Below are 20,953 nucleotides of genomic sequence, written 5' to 3' on the forward strand. Positions count from 1 at the left end.
AGGAAATAGTTAATGCGCTTTTTTATACCAGGTATCAATTTCAGGCACCGGAACGCATCCGCTGGTATCGGCTTTTTTGACCTCTTCCAGCGCGCTTGCCACGGTATGCTGCGCTAATACCTCTAATGAAGCCCGCTCCGCTTCATCAGCAATAGATTTGAAGTACCAGCAAGCGTTGGCGCTGACCACGCAGCGGGCCGGAATATCGGGACGCGACGCCCACAGCTTTTTATCTTCTGTGACGGAAACGTAGATATCGCGCAGGGTGATCTGTTCCGCCGGGCGACCAAGATGAATAGAACCGTTGCGGCCAAGCGTTGAGACAATAATGCCGTCACGCGTAAGTGGAACCATTAATTTGCGGATAAAGCTCGGATTAGCTTCCAGGCCGTAGGCCAGAATCGCACTTGTCGAACGTTCACCTAATTGCTCCGCCATCGCTACGCTGAGAACCATCTGCAAAGCTGTCGGGAAGCGGTAATCTAACATTTTATTGTCCTGGGTTGCGGTGAATCTTGTTCTTTTTGGCACCGCAGAGGTGAAAAATCAATAAACAACAATATAACAAATACGGGATTTTTTTTGAAGACGTCCACGATTGACCTGGCTCGTAAAAAAGAGTTTCCAGCGCGCGCCGGATGTGAGCAAAGTATCAATCTGTGTACTTTTTTCTTGCCGCGTTGCAGGGAGATCATGTGAGACTGAATCGTTACAGATTTGAGCGGTAAATGTTATCCCGAAGAGTTTGAAATTGAAGCAGTCAAACGAGTCGTTGATTGTGGCCATTCTGTTTCCAGCGTTGTAACCGCTCTTGATATCACCACCCACACTCTTTTTTCTTCTTCCAGTTATAAAGAGTGGCCTCAGAAATGCCCATCTTTTTGCAGAGTGCTCCAACGCTATCTGTTCTTCGGCATAGCGGGTCTTTTTCATGGCTGATATGCCTCCCCCGGTAAAGTGGAAAAGAACCGAATACTCCGGTTTAGCCTGGCACTGTTTCAGGAGATCGCCTGTTCAGCCAAGTACTTAAGGCCGGACGTGTGCCGTCCCCCACGCTCTGGCAGTGACAGTGCATGCCTGGGCTGCGCGTCTATATGGATAAACACCAAATCAATTACACAATAAAAAAACAGGCTAATAGATGACTTGTCATTGATTTTAGATGATGCGTCATCTATTTTAGATGACGCATCATCTATTTCATTAACTGAACCACTGCAAAAGTTGAAGGCAACTGCCCGTGAATTAACCCTGTCATGTTTTAAACAACCACAGGAAAACAAATTAATGGCGAGTGATAAAAGAAAAGGCTTTGGTCGCCTGCTTCTGGCCGTAAGCCAGTCCTGGCGAAGAGCCCTGACCCAGCACCTGAGCAAGGAGGGGGTATCCGGAACCGCCGCATTACTGGTACTGGAAATGCTTCATCTGGGAAGCAGACAATTAAGACAGTATGAACTGGCCCGGCGACTGGGGCTGGAAAACTCGGCAGTTGTCCGCCTGCTTGACGGACTTGAAAACAGCGGGTTTGTATGCAGGCAGGAAGATCCCGTTGACCGGCGGGCAAAATTGCTGAGTCTGACGGAAAAGGGGATTGATCTCGGAAACCGGCTGGATCACCTTGCCGGTAGCCTGCGGCTGCAAATTCTCAGCAATATTCCGCAGGAAGACCTCGAAATCGTTGAAAAAACCCTGAGCTGTATGCTGGAAAACCTGGATTCCTGCAATGAACGGGGTCGACGTCCATGAAAGCCCAGGTATCTGATATCTGGACGACGGAAGCGGTGATTTTTTCACTTAAAACATTCGCTGCCGCCATGCTGGCATACTGGATCGCAGTAAAGTTTAATCTTAACAATCCCTACTGGTCTTTGGGCACCGTTTACATTGTCGCGCATCCCTTAATGGGTGCCACCACCTCTAAGGCGGTGTACCGGATGGGAGGAACCATTCTGGGCGCGATTGCCATCATAATTCTGGTTCCTAACCTGGTCTCATCGCCTGAGCTTCTTTCTGTCGGCATGGCATTATGGACGGCTGGCTGCCTTTTCATCAGCATGCTCGATCGTTCCCCGAAAAGTTATCTCTTCATGCTTGCCGGTTATACCGCCGTGCTCACGGGATCCACTATTGTGGACACGCCGGGCACCACGTTCGATGTAGCAGTCTCACGGGTTGAAGAAATCTTCGTGGGTATTCTCTGTATAGCATTGTTCAGCCGCGGCATTCTTCCCCAGAAAGCGAGCCAGGTACTGTCACGAAGGGTGGATTTGTGGCTTGAAAATGCGAATGCGCTGACCCGGGATGTGTTGTCAGGGAGTGTGAATTCCCCCCGTACTTTACAGTTACGACAGACGCTGGCTACCGATGCCGTTGATCTTCGCAATTTCGCCACGCACGTGGGGTACGAAAGCCACGATGACAGAAGACTGGCTGAAAGAATGACCATCTTACTGGAGAGGATGGTCACCCTGCTGCCCTTACTGTCTGAAGTGTATGACCTCAGAATGAGGACAATATCGGACAATCAGGCAAAAGAGTGGTTTTCCAGGGTTTCCGGCTGGCTGGAAGAGCCTGCTGATAACCACAATGAAAAAGAAAATCTGCTGTCCTTGTTCAGCCAGGCACAAAATCACCCGCATGATAAAGAACCGACCTGGGATACGTTGTACCGTAACCGTCTTGCAGGGCAACTGCATGAATTGACGGAAGTCTGGAGCGACTGCCTTACCCTCCGGCGCGATATTACCAGCGGAGAGGTTCATGAAACCGACTACAAACCCAGGCGTAAAGTCGGAATGCTTCCGGACTATGGCATGGCCTTTCTCTCTGCTGCCGCTGTTTGTGTTTCCATCATACTGGCCTGTTCACTGTGGGTTTTAACCGGATGGAGCTATGGCAGCGCTGCCGTACAGATGGTGAGCGTTATATGCTGTACCATGGCCACCCTGGATGATGCTGTTCCTGTAGTCAGAAAAATGCTTGAACTGACCCTGGCCACCGTGGGCATTTCTTTCGTCTATCAGTTCGGGATATTCCCTTTTATAGAGAGTCTGGGATTCATTCCCCTTATATCATCGCTGGGGTTATTTCTGATACCGGTTGGCGTTTTACTTGCCACCCCCTCAAAGTGGTTTACCGGGTTTGTGCTGAGTGTGAACCTGGTCTTCATGCTTCAGTTACGCCAGAAATTAACGCTGGATTTACCGACATTCCTGAATGCAAACATTGCGACAGTTGCCGGTATTGTCATAGCCATAATGACATTGTCCACATTTCGAACCATCGGCGCAGAGACAAGTGTAAGGCGACTACTGAAAGCCAGCTGGAGAATGATCGTACAGTTCATCAGTTCGGAGAGACGCGCCAGTGATGAGAGGATGACCCATCACATACTGAACCAATTGGGGCTGCTTGTTCCACGGATGGCGGCAGTACCACCCGAATCAGATATATACGCCACTGATTTACTGAGGGATCTCAGAGCAGGTTTATGCGTAATGGATATACAGAATAATAAAATCTCTGTGACGGTTGCACAAAGGGACAGCCTCGAACAGCTGCTTCTCTGTGTTGCGGCTTATTACAAGGGAAAGATTAACGGACAGACCAGCATTCAGACACAGTTGGAATATCACCTTAATAACTGCCTTCAGGTCATGTCAGGATCAAATGACGGACAACCTGTGTCCGGTCCTCTTATCCGCAATGCCCTGGCTGGCCTTCATACGGCTTTATTACCACTCCAGAACAACGCCGAGGTAAATAAATGAACACTGATATTGATGTTTATGGTGTTTATGTCCCGTCTCTCCTGTTCATCATGATCGCCTGTTATCTGTTATTCCGTACCCTGCACTGGGTTTTGTCTGTAGCCGGTTTTTACCGGTATGTATGGCACCGTCCGCTATTTGATATAGCCACATATTTCGTTCTCTTTTTCGGTTGCACATTATTGTCAGGGACATTCAAATGAAACCATTTAATCTACGGTGGGGTCAGATCCTGTTAACGATGGCAATGCTGGCATGTGCTGCATTACTCGGCTGGCATGTCTGGGACTATTATATGTACGCGCCATGGACCCGCGATGGCAAGGTCAGTGCAGATGTGGTGCAGATAGCACCGGAAGTGTCCGGTACCGTTCTGAAAGTGAATGTGGCAGACAATCAGTTTGTGCATCGTGGTGAAATCCTTTACCAGATAGATCCTGAGCGCTTTCAGCTTGCCCTGCAGGAGGCTGAGGCCACCCTGGATTCCAAAAACTTTTCCATGAATCTCAAGAAATCAATGGCAAATCGTCGAACGCTTCTTGGTACGGCATCGGAATCCAGAGAAACGATTGAGCAGGCGGCCAGCGACGCGAAGGTCGCGCTGGCGGACTTTCAGAGTGCGCAGACCGAGGTTAATATCGCCAGGCTGAATCTGGAGAAAACGACAGTACGGGCTCCGGCCGACGGTTATGTAACTAATCTGAGTCTGCGGACAGGGGATTTTGCCACCTCTGGTGTCACCAGTGTTTCGATCCTTGAAACGGACAGCTTCCGTGTTATTGGTTATTTTCAGGAGACACAACTCGGACGCATTAAAGTGGGTGATAAAGTGAAGATAAAACTGATGGGCAGTAACAGGCAACTGGCCGGACATGTGGAAAGCTTCGGAAGAGGCATCTCAGACAGTAACACAGCGGCAGACCACTTAGGGCTTCCAAACGTGGAGCCGGTGTTTAACTGGGTCAGGCTGGCGCAGCGCATTCCGGTCCGTATTAAAATTGATAATATTCCCCCGGAAACCAGACTTTCGTCAGGAATGACGGCGAGTGTTTCTGTCATTTATCAGTGATATTTCCCGGACGTGTTGCATGCAGTAAAAAAGATTAAATCAGTAAATATGTGAGTGGACGGAACATTCATTTCAGTCAACTCACTATTTTTAATGACGGGTTTTATTTCCTGCGGGAATTGTCTGACGGGTAAAGCTGGTGCGCTAATGAAGAGAGGAGAAATAAACCCTCCTGAAAATATGAGCTCCCTTTATAAAAGTCTGCTATGAGCGAAAAGGGACGCTCTGCCGCTTGCGCAGAACGTCCGCAACAGAATCTGCTCAGTGAAGGACCATCCCAAAATGGGCTGGTCAAGAATTTACAAACCCGAATTAAGCGCTTTCTGGCGTACCAGTAATCGCACCTGCTTGCCACGGTAGTTAACATAATTTTGAAACTGAAATCCAAAGCGCTCAGCTAAATAATTTGAACGTTTATTTTCTTCATCAATAATACAGCACACCGGGGAGGAAAATGTCTTATCGGCCCACAGCAGAATTGCGGTCAGCGCTTCAGTTGCATAACCTTTGCCACGCGCTTCTGGCATTAACGCCCATCCCGCTTCAGGATATTCCAGAGCAGGCGTGATATCCCGATGAGCATCCTGAAAGCCAAACGAACCAGCATAACGGTTTGTTGATTTTTCAAATACTGCCCAGTAACCATAACCCAACATCTGCCAGTGCCCGATATCGCGTAATAAACGGGTCCAGACCATATCTGTAGTCGGCATTTCGCCGCCATTGATCTTAACCATTTCCGGAGTCGCCCAGCATTCCTTGAGCGCCGGGAAATCTTCGAGTGTAAATTGCTTTAAAATCAGGCGTTCTGTTTCAAGCTGCGGCGCTTGCTGTGTAATCATTGTTTCCCCCATTATTCTTAGCTCTATGTTTGGTTAAATTTACCATCATGAGCGGTTCATCTCCGAAAAAATCCATAAAAAGAGGGCCATATTCGCTTCACGCCCTCAAACATCCGACAAACTTTTTATGACATCTGTAAGGGTGGGGCACTCCGGTCAGGCACTGATTTCAGCCCAGGCCTCTGCAGGATAGTGATCGCCGATTGTTCACACTGTCATAAAACATAGCCGGATGACTGACATAGCCAGTTCAGAATACAGGGCTGCAGGTTATTACGGTGCTGGCTTGCCGGCGGCGCGATGCTGGACTGCAGACAGGAGCCGTCCATCCAGAATCATTAGTCCGGCAGCCAGAATACTCATCCCGATGAGCTTATCAGCAGTCAGGGATTCGCCCAGCAACGCAAAGCCAGCCAGCACAGCCGTGACGGGGATAAGAAAGGTCACCAGCATCAGGTTGGTTGCTCCGGCGCTCGCTAGCAGACGGAAAAAAATCAGATACGCCACGGCGGTGGAGAAAATTGCCAGACCTGCAAGAGCCATCCAGCAGATGGCGTCTGCGTGCAGTAATGTATTGATATTACCGTTCAGGAAAGCCACAGGTAACGTCAGCAACGCGGAGGCTGTCAGTTGTCCTGCAGCGGGTACCAGCGGTGACAGACCTGCCCGCATAAACCGCCGTCCCCAGAGGCTGGCAATGGCATAGCTGAGGGCGGCAGCCAGCACGGCAAGTTCTGCGGCCAGGCTGTGATCCTCACCGGCAAGATTTTCATGGCCCAGCATGTATGCAACGCCGCCAAAGCCGGTTAACAGGCCAACGCAACGACTCCAGGAAAGACGGTCATCTGATGTAAAACGGTGCGCCAGCAGTATGGTAAAAAGCGGCGTGGTGGCGTTAAGTATGGCTGCCGTGCCGCTGGCAATGTGCGACTGTCCCCAGGCGATAAGCAGGAACGGCAGAACATTATTAAGCAATCCCATAACCATGAAACTACCCCAGAGTTTTGCGCTGTGCTGCACAGGTGTCCGGGAGATTAACAACACGCTCCACAGTACGGCTGCTGCAAGCGTGACTCGTGCCGCCACCAGTGGCAACGGAGGGATATATCTCACCAGAATGCCGTTGAAGAAAAAAGAACCGCCCCAAAGCAATGAGAGCAGGAAAAGCAGACTCCAGTCGGAGTATTTCATGTGTTTTGCGTTCACAACAGCGTTGCTCCAGAGTGATCCCGTTGTCATACGGTATTAATAACTCTGGGATATTGGCAGTAAAAACGATTTATATTCAGCCCCGTTTTTAGAAAAACTCAACGATGCGGGACAATCTTCCTTCTCACAGGGTTCCGAGAGTGTTTGAATCCGTTGCCAGGTATCTCAATATGACCCGGACCGGAACCCCAACGGGGCCGTGAGTCTGCACATCAGAGACTTTGAGAGTCAGCCTGGCATTGTCTTTCTGGTAAATGGCTGTGGACTGGCTCCTTCCGCGGCTTGCTTCGGCGCTTACTCGCATTTCTCTCGCGCTTCGGCGAGTTTTACTGCTGGATACTCATCTAATGCGAACTTGCTGGATTTGCCGTTGTGCTTCACTTCAGGGCCGGGGCCGTTGAAGTCATTAAGTCGATAGAGTTTTTCTTTCAACCCGGCAGTGTGTGTCAGTGAGCATGGCGAGTCCTTGTCAGCTATTGCATTCACTTAAAGTGAAGATGGAAACTGAGTGTTCTCATTTCTGTCTGCGTCGTGGCGAGATTATGTGTGAAGCCATGAAAAGAAAAAATCCACGCAGCTGCGTGGATTTTCGGGGGATTGTTGATGAACATGCGATGCGTGAGATCGCATGAGACAACAGAAACGATTAGACGTTGAACAGGAAGTTCATCACATCGCCATCTTTAACGATGTACTCTTTGCCTTCTGCACGCATTTTGCCGGCTTCTTTCGCGCCTTGCTCGCCTTTGTAAGCAATAAAGTCTTCATAAGCGATGGTTTGCGCGCGGATAAAGCCTTTTTCAAAGTCGGTGTGGATTTTACCGGCGGCCTGCGGAGCCGTTGCGCCAACCGGGATTGTCCAGGCGCGAACTTCTTTCACACCGGCGGTGAAGTAGGTTTGCAGGTTCAGCAGGGCATAACCTGCGCGGATCACGCGGTTCAGGCCCGGTTCTTCAAGACCCAGTTCGGCCATGAACTCATCACGCTCTTCGTCATCCAGCTCGGCGATATCCGATTCAACCGCGGCACAAACCGGCACGACTACAGAGCCTTCTTTTTCCGCGATGGCGCGAACCTGGTCCAGATACGGGTTGTTTTCGAAACCGTCTTCATTGACGTTAGCGATGTACATGGTTGGTTTCAGCGTCAGGAAGCTCAGATAACGAATGGCTTCTTTCTCTTCTTTGCTCAGATCCAGCGCGCGCAGCATACCGGCGTTTTCCAGCTGCGGCAGGCATTTCTCCAGCGCGGCCAGTTCAACTTTCGCATCTTTATCGCCGCCTTTTGCTTTCTTGGACACGCGATGAATCGCGCGCTCGCAGGTTTCCAGATCGGACAGCGCCAGTTCGGTATTGATAACGTCGATATCTTCCGCCGGGTCAACTTTACCGGCAACGTGGATGATATTGTCGTTTTCAAAGCAGCGTACAACGTGGCCGATGGCTTCGGTTTCGCGGATGTTGGTCAGGAACTGGTTGCCCAGGCCTTCACCTTTGGACGCGCCTTTTACCAGGCCGGCGATATCAACAAATTCCATCGTGGTCGGCAGAATGCGCTGAGGCTTAACGATTTCCGCGAGTTTGTCCAGACGCGGATCGGGCATCGGTACGACACCGGTGTTCGGCTCAATAGTACAGAAGGGGAAGTTTGCCGCTTCAATACCTGCTTTGGTGAGCGCGTTGAACAGGGTGGATTTACCTACGTTGGGCAGACCAACGATACCGCATTTGAATCCCATGATGTAATTACCTTAATCTCTTGATAATCAACCCGTTGAGTAAAACGGATTGTAGAAAAGTGAATAACTTTGCCTATTATACACGTAACCGATGTAACGCGCGGCAAAATTGCCGTTGCAGTGGGGTTACTGTGCCTTAAAGGCGTGCAGGCGGTTGGTGGCTTTGGTTAAACCGTCCTTCAGCCAGATCTCTGTACAACGTGCCGCTTCGTCAACGGCTTCATCGATCAGCTTCTGTTCAGAAACCGGCGGTTTGCCCAGTACAAAACCGACAACTTTGTTTTTATCCCCCGGATGACCGATACCCACGCGCAAACGGTGAAAATTGGGGTTATTCCCCAGTTTACTGATGATGTCTTTCAGGCCGTTATGGCCGCCGTGTCCACCGCCTAGTTTGAACTTCGCCACGCCAGGCGGCAGATCCAGCTCGTCATGCGCGACAAGGATTTCATCCGGATTGATGCGATAAAAAGTCGCCATCGCCGCCACCGCTTTGCCGCTCAGGTTCATAAAGGTGGTCGGCACCAGCAGACGTACATCTTCGCCCGCCAGATTAATGCGCGAGGTATAACCGAAAAATTTCGGTTCATCGCGCAGCGGAGCGCGCGCGCGCTCTGCCAGTAAATCGACATACCAGGCGCCCGCATTGTGGCGTGTCGCAGCGTATTCAGCGCCAGGGTTCGCCAGCCCGACAATCAGTTTAATCGTCACTTTTTATTCCTGACCAGGTCAATATCCGGCGCGTAGTTTACGTTGTGCGGGGCGCGATGACAAAATTCTCACGGTATCAGGTGGAAAATGATAATGATTGCTCACCTCAATCATTCGAAATTCAAGTAGTTCAATCGCTTATTTGTAAATTTCTGTTAGTCAAACATATGTAATTGTGATCGTGCCCGCAACCGCCAAAAAGAGCACTGTCTATACTTTATTCACAAGGATTGGGGTTTTCCCATCCAACCCGTCGTTCCGGAGGTGACATATGAAACGCAAAAACGCTTCGTTACTCGGTAATGTGCTCATGGGGTTGGGGTTGGTAGTGATGGTTGTCGGTGTTGGTTACTCTATTCTAAACCAGCTTCCACAGCTTAACCTGCCGCAATTTTTTGCGCACGGCGCGGTACTCAGTATCTTCCTCGGAGCTGTTCTCTGGCTCGCAGGCGCCCGCGTAGGAGGCCATGAGCAGGTGTGCGATAAATACTGGTGGGTTCGCCACTATGACAAACGCTGCCGCCGTGACCGGCAACATCACAGCTAAAGATGAATTTTTCAATAACGGCTCCTGAGCGAGCCGTTTTTTTTTGTGTTCTGCTTGACCCTCACGTAACGTCAGGCCCGAAAGTCCGGTCTGTGGAGAAGAAGGGGGAAGCCATGTTGATTCAGGTTGGAGAGTTGTCGCGGCGGGCGGGAATCAGTGTGCGCACGCTGCATCACTATGAACATATTGGTTTGCTGCTGCCTTCTGCCCGAAGTGCCGCCGGTTATCGGCTCTATAACCTTGCTGATGTGAAACGCCTGCATATGATTCAGGCGCTGGCGAAATCAGGAATGGAACTGGCGGCAATTAATGATTATCTGGCGCAGGAGACGCGTCCGCTGGCGGAATTGCTGGATCAGCAAATTACAATGCTTGATAAGCAAATGCGTGACATTGTCACATTACGTCATCAGCTCATAGCTTTGCGTGACGGTCTTGCCAGCGGTGCGGAGCCTGACCTGGAGTCATGGCTACAGACACTGGAGATGATGAAAATGTACGATTGTTGGTTTACCCCGCAAGAGCTACAGGAATTGCCGTTTGCCACACCAGACGAGACGCGGGAGCAGGCCTGGGCCGAAATGGTGAGTGAAGCGCAGAAATTGTTGTCAGAAAATTGCCCGCCGGACGATACGCGTGCGATGGATCTGGCGACGCGCTGGATGAGCCGTCTTGAAGACGATACGGCGAATAAGCCGGAGTTTCTTACCCGCTTAAACGAGATGCACAGCGTCGAACCACAGATGCGCGAGCAAACCGGCATTACGCAAAGCATCGTCGATTTTATTACCCGCAGTTTCGCAGAAAGTAAACTCGCTATCTGGCAGCGTTATCTGTCGCCAGAAGAGATGGCCTTCACACGGGCCCACTATTTTGACCGCATGATGGAGTGGCCGCCGCTGGTGGCAAAACTGCATCTCGCCCAGCGACAATCACTGGATCCGCAGTCGGAAGAGGCGCAGGCGTTGGCGCAAAACTGGCTGGCGCTGTTCCAGTCTTACGCCGGAACGGATGCGCAGACGCAACAAAAGTTTCGCACTGCGATGCAGCAGGAACCACACCTGATGAAGGGGACATGGATGACGCCCGAAGTGCTGCAATGGCTACAACGGGCGATAGAGGTGATGATGCGGAATCGTTATTCCGCATCCGGTTCACAGATCGGCTAATGCCGCGTCGCGATTAGGGAAGAAAGACAGTCGGCCAGGGATGGGCTGCACACCGGCGCGCGCCAGCGTGCGTAACGGCTGAAACTCCAGATTGCTGACACGCAGCTCGGTACCTTCCGGCAGGCGGGCAACAAAACGGCGGAAAGCATCCAGCCCGCCAGCATCGAGCACCGGCACGGCATCCCACTTCAGCACGACAATTCGCTTACCGGCGATGCGGGTTTCCAGATCGCTGAACACACCTTCCGCAGCGGCAAAGAACAGCGGGCCAATAACGCGCAGCACCAGCACGTCATCCGGCACGCTGACATTCACTGCCGCCAGGTGCGTCATCCGCGCAATGCGGCGCATAAACAGCAGCGAGGCCAGCACAATCCCGACGCTAATGGCGATAACCATATCGAACAACACCGTCAGCGACATACACATCAACATCACCACAATGTCATCGGCGGGCGCGCGACGCAGCAGATCGATCACTTTGTGCGCTTCACTCATATTCCACGCCACCATTAACAGCAGCGCGGCCATCGCCGACAGCGGCAGCCAGGAGAGCAGAGGCGCCAGCGCCAGTAATGCCAGGATCACCAGCAGTGCGTGTATCACGGCCGAAATGGGCGAAGTGGCACCCGCGCGCACGTTGGCGGCAGAGCGGGCAATCGCTGCCGTCGCGGTGATACCGCCAAAGAACGGCGCGATAATATTCCCCATGCCCTGGCCAATCAGTTCGCTGTTGGCTTTGTGTTTGGTGCCGGTCATTCCGTCCAGCACCACCGCGCAGAGCAGCGATTCAATGGCGCCCAGCATGGCCATCGAAAACGCGGCGGGCAGCATCGCCTGGAGTGAGTTCCAACTGAGGGTGAAATTCGAACCCGGCAGATCCCATGGCAATACCAGTTGCGGCAGAAGCTGAGGGATACCGTTGCCCTGTGTGCCATCTGCCAGCGTGTACTGGAACTGGGAACCGATAGTAGCAACATGACCGCCGAGCAGGTTCACCACCAGCATAACCGCACAGCCAGCCAGCAGCGCAGGCAAGTGGCCGGGCAAACGTAAGCGTAAGCGCGGCCAGAGAACCAGCGTTGCCAGTGTTGTCACACCGATTGCAGCATCACCAAAATTAATGGTGGGCAGCGCCATCACCAGTGCGCCAACTTTTTGCAGGTAATGTTCCGGGACATGCGTCATATGCAGCCCGAGAAAATCTTTAAGCTGCATTGTGGCGATGGTGATACCAATACCGGAGGTAAAACCGAGCGTCACGGAAAGCGGAATATATTCAATCAACCGGCCAAAACGCGCCAGCCCGAAGAGGATCAGGAACACCCCGGACATCAACGTGGCAACCAGCAGGCCCGCAAGGCCAAACTGTTGTGACACCGGGTAGAGGATCACCACAAACGCAGCGGTCGGGCCGGAAACGCTGTAGCGTGAACCACCGCTCAGGGCGATAACGATACCGGCAATCGCCGAGGTATACAGGCCATATTGTGGCGCGACACCGCTGCCAATCGCCAGCGCCATCGACAGGGGAATGGCGATAATCCCGACGGTGATACCGGCGATGAGATCGCGGGTAAAGCGAGCCATCGTGTATTTTTCTTTCCAGCACGCCTCAATTAACGCGCGGAAAGGCAGAACATGTGGAGTGAAAAATTTATTCACGATGTTATTTCATCCTGGAGGTGGAAATTAATAACGACTTAATAAATCATACAAATGACATTCAAAGATAAAAAAACCCGCCGCAGCGGGTTTTCTATTTAGCAGCGATTAATGTTCGAACATCGCAGAAATAGATTCTTCGTTGCTGATACGACGGATAGCTTCGGCCAGCATGCCAGACAGCGTCAGCGTACGTACGTTCGGCAGCGCTTTGATCTCTTCGCTCAGCGGAATGGTGTCGCAGACTACCACTTCGTCGATCACGGAGTTGCGCAGGTTATTCACCGCATTACCAGAGAAAATCGGGTGCGTCGCGTAAGCAAATACGCGTTTTGCGCCACGCTCTTTCAGCGCTTCTGCCGCTTTGCACAGCGTACCACCGGTATCGATCATATCGTCAACCAGTACGCAGTCGCGGTTAGCCACGTCACCGATGATGTGCATCACCTGAGAGACGTTAGCACGCGGACGGCGTTTGTCGATGATCGCCATATCGGTATCGTTCAGCAGTTTGGCGATAGCACGGGCGCGAACCACGCCGCCAATGTCCGGAGAAACCACGATAGGGTTGTCCAGGTTCAGTTGCAGCATATCTTCGAGCAGGATCGGGCTACCGAATACGTTATCAACCGGCACATCGAAGAAGCCCTGAATCTGTTCAGCATGCAGGTCAACGGTCAACACGCGGTCAACGCCAACGCTGGAAAGGAAATCAGCAACGACTTTTGCGGTAATTGGCACACGGGCAGAACGTACGCGACGGTCCTGGCGGGCGTAGCCGAAATAAGGAATGACCGCGGTGATACGGCCTGCGGAAGCACGACGCAGCGCATCAACCATGACAACCAGTTCCATCAGGTTGTCGTTTGTGGGAGCACAAGTGGACTGGATGATGAAAATATCACCACCGCGTACGTTTTCATTAATTTGTACGCTGACTTCGCCGTCGCTAAAGCGACCTACAGCGGCGTCGCCGAGAGAAGTGTACAGGCGGTTGGCAATACGTTGTGCTAGTTCCGGGGTAGCGTTACCAGCAAAAAGCTTCATATCAGGCACGAGAAGAACCTCAGGCATGCGTCCAGTGGTGGATAGAATACGCCAGAATGTGCGGTCAGGGCGAAATTCTATCCATGCGGTGTATTAAAGAGCGCGATGCAACGTCTGGAACATGTGACGTTGTCACCGGAGCTCAGCTTGCCCGGCGATGGTTTGTGCTAGCGGCGAGAGGTTGACGCCTCGCGCGACAAAACCGTGCAGCCATTCCGGGGCTTGCTCAAGCACCTGACGAGCGGCGGATTCGGTGTCAAATTCGGAAAAGACACAGGCTCCTGTGCCAGTCAGGCGCGACGGCGCGTATTCTAACAGCCAGGAAAGCGCGGCATCAACCTCGCGAAAACGTTTTCTTGCGATAACCTCGCAATCGTTGCCGAATTCACAATTTAGCAACGTTTCGATTGACCGCTTCGGTGTCGCTCTTGGTAACTCGGGATCTTTGAAAATGACCGGCGTGGGAATGCTGACGCCCGGATGCGCCACCAGATACCATTTCTCTGGTGGATTAACCGGCGTCAGGATCTCGCCAATTCCTTCAGCAAAGGCCGCATGCCCGCGCACAAATACCGGGACATCCGCACCCAGTTGCAGGCCAAGCGCTGCCAGCTCATCAACGCTCAGTTGGCAGCCCCATAAATGATTCAAGGCAACCAGCACGGTCGCGGCATTTGATGAACCGCCGCCAAGGCCGCCGCCCATTGGCAGACGCTTATCAATCGCAATATCGGCGCCGCTGCCCTCAGGATAACGCCCGGTTTCGCGGGCGCGTTTAATCAGCAAACGTGCAGCGCGCACGATCAGATTCTCTTCGTCAGGCACCCCGGCAACGGGGGTTAACAGACGGATTTCACCGTCGCTGCGCGGTTCGATGGTCAGCGTATCGCCATAATCGAGAAACTGAAAAAGCGTCTGTAAGGTGTGATAGCCGTCAGCTCGCTGGCCGGTAATGTATAAAAACAGGTTAAGTTTCGCCGGAGCGGGCCAGGTTGTCATTTTACAATCCAGTTATCCATCTTTAGCTTGATACGCTGGCTGCCGTCGCTCAGCTCCATATTTGCAGGCATTGCCGGCTGGGTTTTGCTGTCATATCCGCCATAAACGACTTTCCAGCTTTTACCGCCCTGGCTGTAGTTCAGCTCGCTCAGGCGATACTGATCGTCAAGTTTGTAATCGGTGGCATTACCCGGCAGACCGAGGATCCATTGGCGCAGGCTATTGAGCGGGATAGGCATGCCGGTCAGCTTGCCGATCATCTCTTCGGCATCGTCAGCGGTATAGCGCTGGCCTTTATTATCGACCAGTTGCACATTGCCCGGCTGCGCATTCAGCTCCAGTTCGGTGCTGCCCAGCGGGTTGGTCAGCAGCAAACGGTAACGATCTTCGCCTGTCTGCTGCCAGAAGAAGCGGGCGTAGACTTTTTGCTGATCGGACAGGTAAGCGAAGGCACCGCGCGTCTGATACTGACTTAATGCGCGCACCTGCTGCTGATGCTGACGCCACTGCGGCGAATCCGGGCTTTGCCCCGGTCCTTTGGGCGCGTTGAGCGTACAGGCGGTCAAAACGAGGCTGGCCAGCGGCAGCAGGCGAATAAAGCGGAAGTCCGACAGAGTCATAACGATGACAAATCCTTGAGAGAGGTTGCGGTGATTAGGCTTAATGCTAGCGCCGCACTGTAACAGCGTCTACGTTCAAGTTGTCTTAAATCATTAAAATACCAATTACTCCGAAAGGAGAGTCTCTCTTTTATTGACCGTGCGCATCCTGTATGATGCGTGCAGTCTAACCTTATCAACGTTGGTACTATTCCCGCGCTCATGACCCTTTTAGCTCTTGGCATCAACCACAAAACGGCACCCGTTTCGCTGCGAGAACGCATTGCATTTTCGCCGGATACGCTTGACCAGGCGCTGGAAAGCCTGCTCTCGCAGCCGATGGTGCAGGGTGGAGTGGTGCTTTCAACCTGTAACCGCACCGAGCTTTATTTGAGCGTCGAAGAGCGGGAAAACCTGCGCGAAGCGCTGGTTCGCTGGTTGTGTGATTACCATCACCTGAGCGAAGAGGAAGTGCGCCAGAGTCTTTACTGGCATCAGGATAATGACGCCGTCAGCCATTTAATGCGCGTAGCGAGCGGGCTGGATTCTCTGGTGCTTGGCGAGCCGCAAATTCTCGGTCAGGTGAAAAAAGCCTACGCCGATTCGCAGCGCGGGCATGACAATGCCAGCGATCTGGAACGCATGTTCCAGAAATCTTTCTCCGTGGCTAAACGGGTGCGTACGGAAACCGATATAGGCGCCAGCGCCGTGTCGGTCGCCTTTGCCGCCTGTACGCTGGCGCGGCAGATCTTTGAATCCCTCTCGACGGTCACCGTATTGCTGGTTGGCGCGGGCGAAACCATTGAGCTGGTTGCCCGCCATCTGCGCGAACACAAAGTGCAGAAGATGATCATTGCTAACCGTACGCGTGAACGCGCGCAGGTGCTGGCGGAAGAAGTCGGCGCGGACGTTATCTCCCTGAGCGAAATCGACGAGCGTCTGAAAGACGCTGATATTGTTATCAGTTCTACCGCCAGCCCGCTGCCGATCATCGGTAAAGGGATGGTGGAACGCGCAATGAAAGCGCGACGCAACCAGCCGATGCTGCTGGTGGATATCGCCGTGCCGCGCGACGTTGAGCCGGAAGTGGGGAAAGTGGCCAACGCTTATCTCTACAGCGTCGACGATCTGCAAAGCATCATTCAGCATAATCTGGCGCAACGTAAAGCCGCTGCGGTGCAGGCGGAAACCATCGTCGCCCAGGAAACCAGCGAATTTATGTCATGGCTGCGCGCGCAAAGCGCCAGCGAGACTATCCGTGAATACCGCAGCCATTCCGAAGCCGTGCGCGATGAGCTGACCGCTAAAGCGCTGGCTGCGCTGGAGCAGGGCGGCGATCCGCAGGTTATCATGCAGGACCTCGCGTGGAAGCTGACTAACCGGCTGATCCACGCCCCAACCAAATCTCTTCAGCAGGCCGCCCGTGACGGGGATGATGAGCGCCTGCATACTTTGCGCAACAGCCTCGGGCTGGATTAGCACAACACCACTCTCTGATTATTAAAAGGTGCATTTACGCCTATGAAGCCTTCTATCGTTGCCAAACTGGAAGCCCTGCATGAACGCCATGAAGAAGTTCAGGCGCTGCTGGGTGATGCGCAAACTATTGCCGACCAGGATCGTTTCCGTGCGCTGTCGCGGGAATATGCGCAGCTAAGCGATGTGTCGCGCTGTTTTACTGACTGGCAAAAGGTTCAGGAAGATATTGAAACGGCACAGATGATGCTCGACGACCCGGAAATGCGTGAAATGGCGCAGGAAGAGTTGCGCGATGCGAAAGAGAAAAGTGAGCAACTGGAGCAGCATTTACAGGTTTTACTCTTGCCGAAAGATCCGGATGACGAACGCAATGCCTTCGTTGAAGTGCGCGCGGGTACGGGCGGTGACGAAGCAGCATTATTTGCCGGCGATCTGTTCCGCATGTACAGCCGCTACGCGGAAGCCCGCCGCTGGCGCGTGGAGATCATGAGCGCTAACGAAGGCGAACATGGCGGCTATAAAGAAGTGATCGCCAAAATCAGCGGCGAAGGCGTCTACGGGCGTCTGAAGTTTGAATCGGGCGGCCATCGCGTGCAGCGCGTCCCGGCGACCGAATCACAGGGGCGTATTCACACTTCGGCCTGTACTGTTGCCGTCATGCCGGAGTTGCCTGAAGCTGAGCTACCGGATATCAACCCGGCGGATCTGCGTATTGATACTTTCCGCTCCTCCGGGGCTGGCGGCCAGCACGTTAACACCACCGACTCGGCAATCCGTATTACCCACCTGCCGACGGGGATTGTGGTCGAATGCCAGGACGAACGTTCACAGCATAAAAACAAAGCCAAAGCGATGTCGGTGCTGGGCGCGCGTATCCACGCGGCAGAGATGGCGAAACGCCAGCAGGCGGAAGCATCAACCCGCCGCAATCTGCTGGGCAGCGGCGATCGCAGCGATCGCAACCGCACATACAATTTTCCGCAGGGGCGCGTTACCGATCACCGCATCAACTTGACGCTCTACCGTCTTGATGAGGTGATGGAAGGCAAGCTCGATATGCTGATCGAGCCGATTGTGCAGGAATACCAGGCCGATCAACTGGCGGCGCTTTCCGAGCAGGAATAATGGACTATCAACAGTGGTTGCGTACGACGATAAGCCAGTTGCAGACGAGCGAAAGCCCGCGCCGCGACGCTGAAATTCTGCTGGGGTTTGTAACCGGCAAAACGCGCACCTTCATTCTCGCTTTTGGTGAAACGGTGCTTACGGCGGAACAGCAGCAGCAACTGGATGCGCTGCTGGCGCGACGTGCGCTTGGCGAACCGGTGGCGCATCTGGTCGGTGAGCGCGAATTCTGGTCGCTGCCGCTGTTTGTTTCTCCGGCGACGCTGATCCCGCGCCCGGACACGGAGTGCCTGGTTGAGCAGGCGTTAAACCGTCTTCCCGCTTCGCCGTGTCGCATTCTCGATCTGGGTACCGGCACCGGCGCGATCGCGCTGGCGCTGGCCAGCGAACGGCCGGATTGCCACGTTACTGCCGTCGATGTGGTTGCTGAAGCGGTAGCACTGGCGCAACGCAATGCGGAACACCTGGCGATTACCAATGTCAATATCCTGCAAAGTCGTTGGTTCAGTGCGCTTGCAGGGCAGCAGTTCGCCATGATTGTCAGCAATCCTCCCTATATTGACGAGCAGGATCCGCATCTCGCGCAGGGCGATGTCCGCTTTGAACCGCTGAGCGCGCTGGTGGCGGCCGATCATGGTCTCGCCGATTTACAGACCATCATTTGCGACGCGCGACGCTTTCTGCAGCCGGGTGGCTGGCTGCTGCTGGAACATGGCTGGCAGCAGGGCGCGGCGGTGCGTGCGCTGTTTTCACAATATGGCTGGCAGGAAGTGGAAACCTGCCGGGATTATGGCGGTAATGAGCGGCTGACGCTGGGAAAGCGGCCTTTACAGGAGTAATGCGCGATGCACGCCTTTAACATACTGATTACATTGCATTTGACCTGCGTTGCGTTGACCATTAGCCTGTTCGTTTTACGCTACTGGTGGCGCTGGGCGAACAACCCACGCGCGCAGGCCCGCTGGGTGCGGGTGGTGCCGCATGTGGTCGACAGCCTATTGCTGTTAAGCGGTGGCGGGTTGATGTGGGTAACGGGCTATTTACCTTTTACTGTTAAAGGCGCTTGGCTGACTGAAAAGCTGTTTGGCGTTATCATCTACATCGTTTTGGGTTTTATCGCGCTTGGACGACATCGTCCGCGCAGCCAGCAAACGGGTTTTATCGCCTTTATGCTGGGGCTGGTGGTGCTGTACATCATCATTAAACTCGCCGCCACAAAAGTACCGATACTGGGGTAAGAAATGAGGTCGTTAGCTGATTTCGAATTTAACAACGCGCCATTATGCGACGGGATGATCCTTGTTTCAGAGCTGATTCGCGATGATTTTCCTTCATTGTACGTGCATGAAGAGCTGGAGCGTCTGCTGAGCCTGGCGCGAGAGGAAATAAGTCAGGCGAAGCCTCAGGACTGGCAGCTGGAAAAGCTCATTGAGTTGTTTTACGGCGAATGGGGTTTTAAAGACACGCGTGGGGTTTACCGTCTGTCTGATGCACTGTGGCTGGATAAAGTGCTGGAAAATCGTCAGGGAAGCGCCGTCTCTCTGGGGGCGATTTTATTGTGGGTCGCCGGGCGTCTCGACATTCCGCTGACGCCGGTCATTTTCCCGACGCAGCTGATCCTGCGTGCCGAGTGGCTGGACGGCGAAATGTGGCTCATTAACCCGTTTAATGGCGACACGCTGGACGAGCATACGCTCGAAGTCTGGCTGAAGGGCAATATCAGCCCGGTCGCCGAGCTGTTTAACGAAGATCTGGATGAAGCCGACAACGCTGAAGTGATCCGCAAGCTGCTGGATACCTTAAAGTCAGCGCTGATGGAAGAGCAACAGATGGAGCTGGCATTGCGCGCCAGTGAAGCGCTGTTACAGTTTAATCCGGAAGATCCCTATGAAATCCGTGACCGCGGGCTGATTTACGCCCAGCTTGATTGCGATCATGTGGCGCTGCACGACCTGAGTTACTTCGTCGAGCAGTGTCCGGAGGATCCGATTAGCGAGATGATCCGCGCGCAAATCAACACGATTTCGCACAAACAGATTACCCTGCATTAAAAGTAAGTTCCGATTCACACTTGATAAGGCGATTTTATGAAACAAAAAGTGGTCAGCATTGGCGACATTAACGTTGCGAACGACCTGCCGTTTGTGCTGTTTGGTGGTATGAACGTGCTGGAATCCCGCGATCTGGCGATGCGCATTTGCGAACACTACGTGACTGTGACCCAGAAACTGGGCATTCCGTATGTGTTCAAAGCCTCTTTTGATAAAGCCAACCGTTCTTCCATCAAGTCCTATCGCGGGCCGGGTCTGGAAGAGGGGATGAAAATTTTCCAGGAACTGAAACAGACCTTTGGCGTAAAAGTGATCACCGACGTGCATGAAGCTTCCCAGGCGCAGCCGGTGGCCGATGTGGTCGACGTGATTCAGCTTCCGGCATTCCTCGCCCGCCAGACCGACCTGGTGGAAGCGATGGCGAAAACCGGCGCGGTAATTAACGTGAAAAAACCGCAGTTCGTCAGCCCTGGCCAGATGGGCAATATCGTGGATAAATTCCATGAAGGCGGTAATGACAAAGTGATCCTCTGCGACCGCGGCGCCAACTTTGGTTATGACAACCTGGTTGTGGATATGCTCGGTTTCGGCGTGATGAAGAAAGTCTCCAATAACTCGCCGGTGATTTTTGACGTCACCCACGCACTGCAATGCCGCGACCCGTTTGGCGCGGCTTCCGGCGGCCGCCGTGCGCAGGTCACTGAACTGGCTCGCGCAGGGATGGCAACCGGACTGGCTGGCCTGTTTATTGAAGCGCACCCGGATCCGGACAACGCAAAATGCGATGGCCCGTCCGCGCTGCCGCTGGACAAACTCGAACCGTTCCTCAGGCAGATCAAAGCGATTGACGATCTGGTGAAAAGCTTCGACGAACTCGACACCGAGTAAAAAAATAAAACCCCGCAAATGCGGGGTTTTTTATCGGCCAGGTAA

General features: G+C 53.2%; 21 protein-coding genes and 3 pseudogenes. 13 read left to right on the forward strand and 11 right to left on the reverse strand.

Annotation, left to right across the window (positions count from 1 at the left end; translation table 11 throughout):
* Window positions 1-9 precede the first annotated feature (9 nt).
* Window positions 10-489, reverse strand: a complete 480-nt coding sequence (oqxR, locus tag Y71_RS11935) for an efflux pump transcriptional repressor OqxR (protein ID WP_007371841.1) — start codon at window positions 487-489, stop codon at window positions 10-12.
* A gap of 228 nt (window positions 490-717) precedes the next feature.
* Between oqxR and Y71_RS11940 the strand changes: the two are divergent.
* Window positions 718-840: pseudogene (locus Y71_RS11940) on the forward strand (transposase); the annotation flags it as partial.
* On the opposite strand, the pseudogene Y71_RS31100 reads toward Y71_RS11940, so the two are convergent.
* Window positions 836-933 (reverse strand): annotated as a pseudogene (locus Y71_RS31100) (transposase); the annotation flags it as partial. The pseudogenes Y71_RS11940 and Y71_RS31100 sit on opposite strands and share 5 nt — an antisense overlap.
* Before the next feature lie 213 nt (window positions 934-1,146).
* Between Y71_RS31100 and Y71_RS11945 the strand changes: the two are divergent.
* From Y71_RS11945 to Y71_RS11960, 4 genes are read left to right on the forward strand one after another with little or no spacing between them, the layout of a single operon-like run.
* A complete protein-coding gene (locus Y71_RS11945) occupies window positions 1,147-1,746 on the forward strand; it encodes a MarR family winged helix-turn-helix transcriptional regulator (RefSeq protein WP_007371842.1) in 600 nt (199 codons plus the stop codon).
* Window positions 1,743-3,770: an FUSC family protein gene (locus Y71_RS11950; protein WP_007371843.1), complete on the forward strand. Its 2,028-nt coding sequence runs from the start codon at window positions 1,743-1,745 to the stop codon at window positions 3,768-3,770. Before Y71_RS11945 ends, Y71_RS11950 begins: the two co-directional genes overlap by 4 nt.
* Entirely contained in the window at window positions 3,767-3,973 is a 207-nt protein-coding gene (locus tag Y71_RS31000; protein ID WP_007371844.1) for a DUF1656 domain-containing protein, read from the forward strand. Before Y71_RS11950 ends, Y71_RS31000 begins: the two co-directional genes overlap by 4 nt.
* Window positions 3,970-4,839: an efflux RND transporter periplasmic adaptor subunit gene (locus tag Y71_RS11960; RefSeq protein WP_050998905.1), complete on the forward strand. Its 870-nt coding sequence runs from the start codon at window positions 3,970-3,972 to the stop codon at window positions 4,837-4,839. The genes Y71_RS31000 and Y71_RS11960 overlap by 4 nt, the downstream gene beginning before the upstream one ends.
* Before the next feature lie 299 nt (window positions 4,840-5,138).
* Here the strand turns inward: Y71_RS11960 and Y71_RS11965 are convergent, their stop codons facing one another.
* The 5 genes and pseudogenes from Y71_RS11965 to pth form a co-directional block, all read right to left on the reverse strand.
* Window positions 5,139-5,681 carry a GNAT family N-acetyltransferase gene (locus Y71_RS11965; RefSeq protein WP_007371846.1) on the reverse strand — a complete coding sequence of 181 codons (543 nt, stop codon included), beginning with the start codon at window positions 5,679-5,681 and terminating at the stop codon, window positions 5,139-5,141.
* 273 nt (window positions 5,682-5,954) lie between these two features.
* The gene (locus Y71_RS11970; RefSeq protein ID WP_007371847.1) at window positions 5,955-6,887 is read right to left on the reverse strand and encodes a DMT family transporter; all 933 of its coding nucleotides are present in this window, start codon (window positions 6,885-6,887) and stop codon (window positions 5,955-5,957) included.
* 300 nt (window positions 6,888-7,187) lie between these two features.
* A pseudogene (locus Y71_RS30695) lies at window positions 7,188-7,367 on the reverse strand (hypothetical protein); the annotation flags it as partial.
* A gap of 169 nt (window positions 7,368-7,536) precedes the next feature.
* Window positions 7,537-8,628, reverse strand: a complete 1,092-nt coding sequence (gene ychF, locus Y71_RS11975; RefSeq protein ID WP_007371850.1) for a redox-regulated ATPase YchF — start codon at window positions 8,626-8,628, stop codon at window positions 7,537-7,539.
* Window positions 8,629-8,754: 126 nt separating this feature from the next.
* A complete protein-coding gene (gene pth / locus Y71_RS11980) occupies window positions 8,755-9,339 on the reverse strand; it encodes an aminoacyl-tRNA hydrolase (RefSeq protein ID WP_007371851.1) in 585 nt (194 codons plus the stop codon).
* A gap of 271 nt (window positions 9,340-9,610) precedes the next feature.
* Here pth and ychH point away from each other — a divergent pair, with 271 nt between their 5' ends.
* Window positions 9,611-9,886 carry a stress-induced protein YchH gene (ychH, locus tag Y71_RS11985; protein ID WP_007371852.1) on the forward strand — a complete coding sequence of 92 codons (276 nt, stop codon included), beginning with the start codon at window positions 9,611-9,613 and terminating at the stop codon, window positions 9,884-9,886.
* A 113-nt stretch (window positions 9,887-9,999) separates the two neighbouring features.
* On the forward strand, window positions 10,000-11,055 hold the full coding sequence (locus Y71_RS11990) for a MerR family transcriptional regulator (protein WP_007371853.1): 1,056 nt from the start codon (window positions 10,000-10,002) through the stop codon (window positions 11,053-11,055).
* Here Y71_RS11990 and dauA read toward each other — a convergent pair.
* From dauA to lolB, 4 genes are all read right to left on the reverse strand, one after another.
* Entirely contained in the window at window positions 11,041-12,720 is a 1,680-nt protein-coding gene (dauA, locus tag Y71_RS11995; protein WP_007371854.1) for a C4-dicarboxylic acid transporter DauA, read from the reverse strand. The genes Y71_RS11990 and dauA overlap by 15 nt on opposite strands.
* A 108-nt stretch (window positions 12,721-12,828) precedes the next feature.
* Window positions 12,829-13,776 carry a ribose-phosphate diphosphokinase gene (gene prs / locus Y71_RS12000; protein WP_007371855.1) on the reverse strand — a complete coding sequence of 316 codons (948 nt, stop codon included), beginning with the start codon at window positions 13,774-13,776 and terminating at the stop codon, window positions 12,829-12,831.
* Window positions 13,777-13,899: 123 nt separating this feature from the next.
* On the reverse strand, window positions 13,900-14,766 hold the full coding sequence (gene ispE / locus Y71_RS12005; RefSeq protein WP_007371856.1) for a 4-(cytidine 5'-diphospho)-2-C-methyl-D-erythritol kinase: 867 nt from the start codon (window positions 14,764-14,766) through the stop codon (window positions 13,900-13,902).
* Entirely contained in the window at window positions 14,763-15,386 is a 624-nt protein-coding gene (gene lolB / locus Y71_RS12010; RefSeq protein WP_007371857.1) for a lipoprotein insertase outer membrane protein LolB, read from the reverse strand. The genes ispE and lolB overlap by 4 nt, the downstream gene beginning before the upstream one ends.
* Before the next feature lie 201 nt (window positions 15,387-15,587).
* On the opposite strand from lolB, the gene hemA reads away from it, so the two are divergent.
* Genes hemA through kdsA form a run of 6 tightly spaced genes read left to right on the forward strand, consistent with a single transcriptional unit; the run spans window position 15,588 to window position 20,908 of the window.
* Window positions 15,588-16,844 (forward strand): glutamyl-tRNA reductase, encoded by a 1,257-nt coding sequence (hemA, locus tag Y71_RS12015; RefSeq protein WP_007371858.1) that lies wholly within the window; start codon window positions 15,588-15,590, stop codon window positions 16,842-16,844.
* 42 nt (window positions 16,845-16,886) lie between these two features.
* Window positions 16,887-17,969: a peptide chain release factor 1 gene (gene prfA / locus Y71_RS12020; protein WP_007371859.1), complete on the forward strand. Its 1,083-nt coding sequence runs from the start codon at window positions 16,887-16,889 to the stop codon at window positions 17,967-17,969.
* Window positions 17,969-18,808 (forward strand): peptide chain release factor N(5)-glutamine methyltransferase, encoded by an 840-nt coding sequence (prmC, locus tag Y71_RS12025; protein WP_007371860.1) that lies wholly within the window; start codon window positions 17,969-17,971, stop codon window positions 18,806-18,808. The genes prfA and prmC overlap by 1 nt, the downstream gene beginning before the upstream one ends.
* Before the next feature lie 6 nt (window positions 18,809-18,814).
* Window positions 18,815-19,207 (forward strand): invasion regulator SirB2, encoded by a 393-nt coding sequence (gene sirB2, locus Y71_RS12030; RefSeq protein ID WP_007371861.1) that lies wholly within the window; start codon window positions 18,815-18,817, stop codon window positions 19,205-19,207.
* A gap of 3 nt (window positions 19,208-19,210) precedes the next feature.
* Window positions 19,211-20,020: an invasion regulator SirB1 gene (gene sirB1 / locus Y71_RS12035; RefSeq protein ID WP_007371862.1), complete on the forward strand. Its 810-nt coding sequence runs from the start codon at window positions 19,211-19,213 to the stop codon at window positions 20,018-20,020.
* A 36-nt stretch (window positions 20,021-20,056) separates the two neighbouring features.
* Window positions 20,057-20,908 (forward strand): 3-deoxy-8-phosphooctulonate synthase, encoded by an 852-nt coding sequence (gene kdsA, locus Y71_RS12040; RefSeq protein ID WP_007371863.1) that lies wholly within the window; start codon window positions 20,057-20,059, stop codon window positions 20,906-20,908.
* Window positions 20,909-20,953 lie beyond the last annotated feature (45 nt).

The sequence above is a fragment of the Kosakonia radicincitans DSM 16656 genome, assembly GCF_000280495.2.
In the GTDB taxonomy this organism is placed as follows: Bacteria; Pseudomonadota; Gammaproteobacteria; order Enterobacterales; family Enterobacteriaceae; genus Kosakonia; species Kosakonia radicincitans.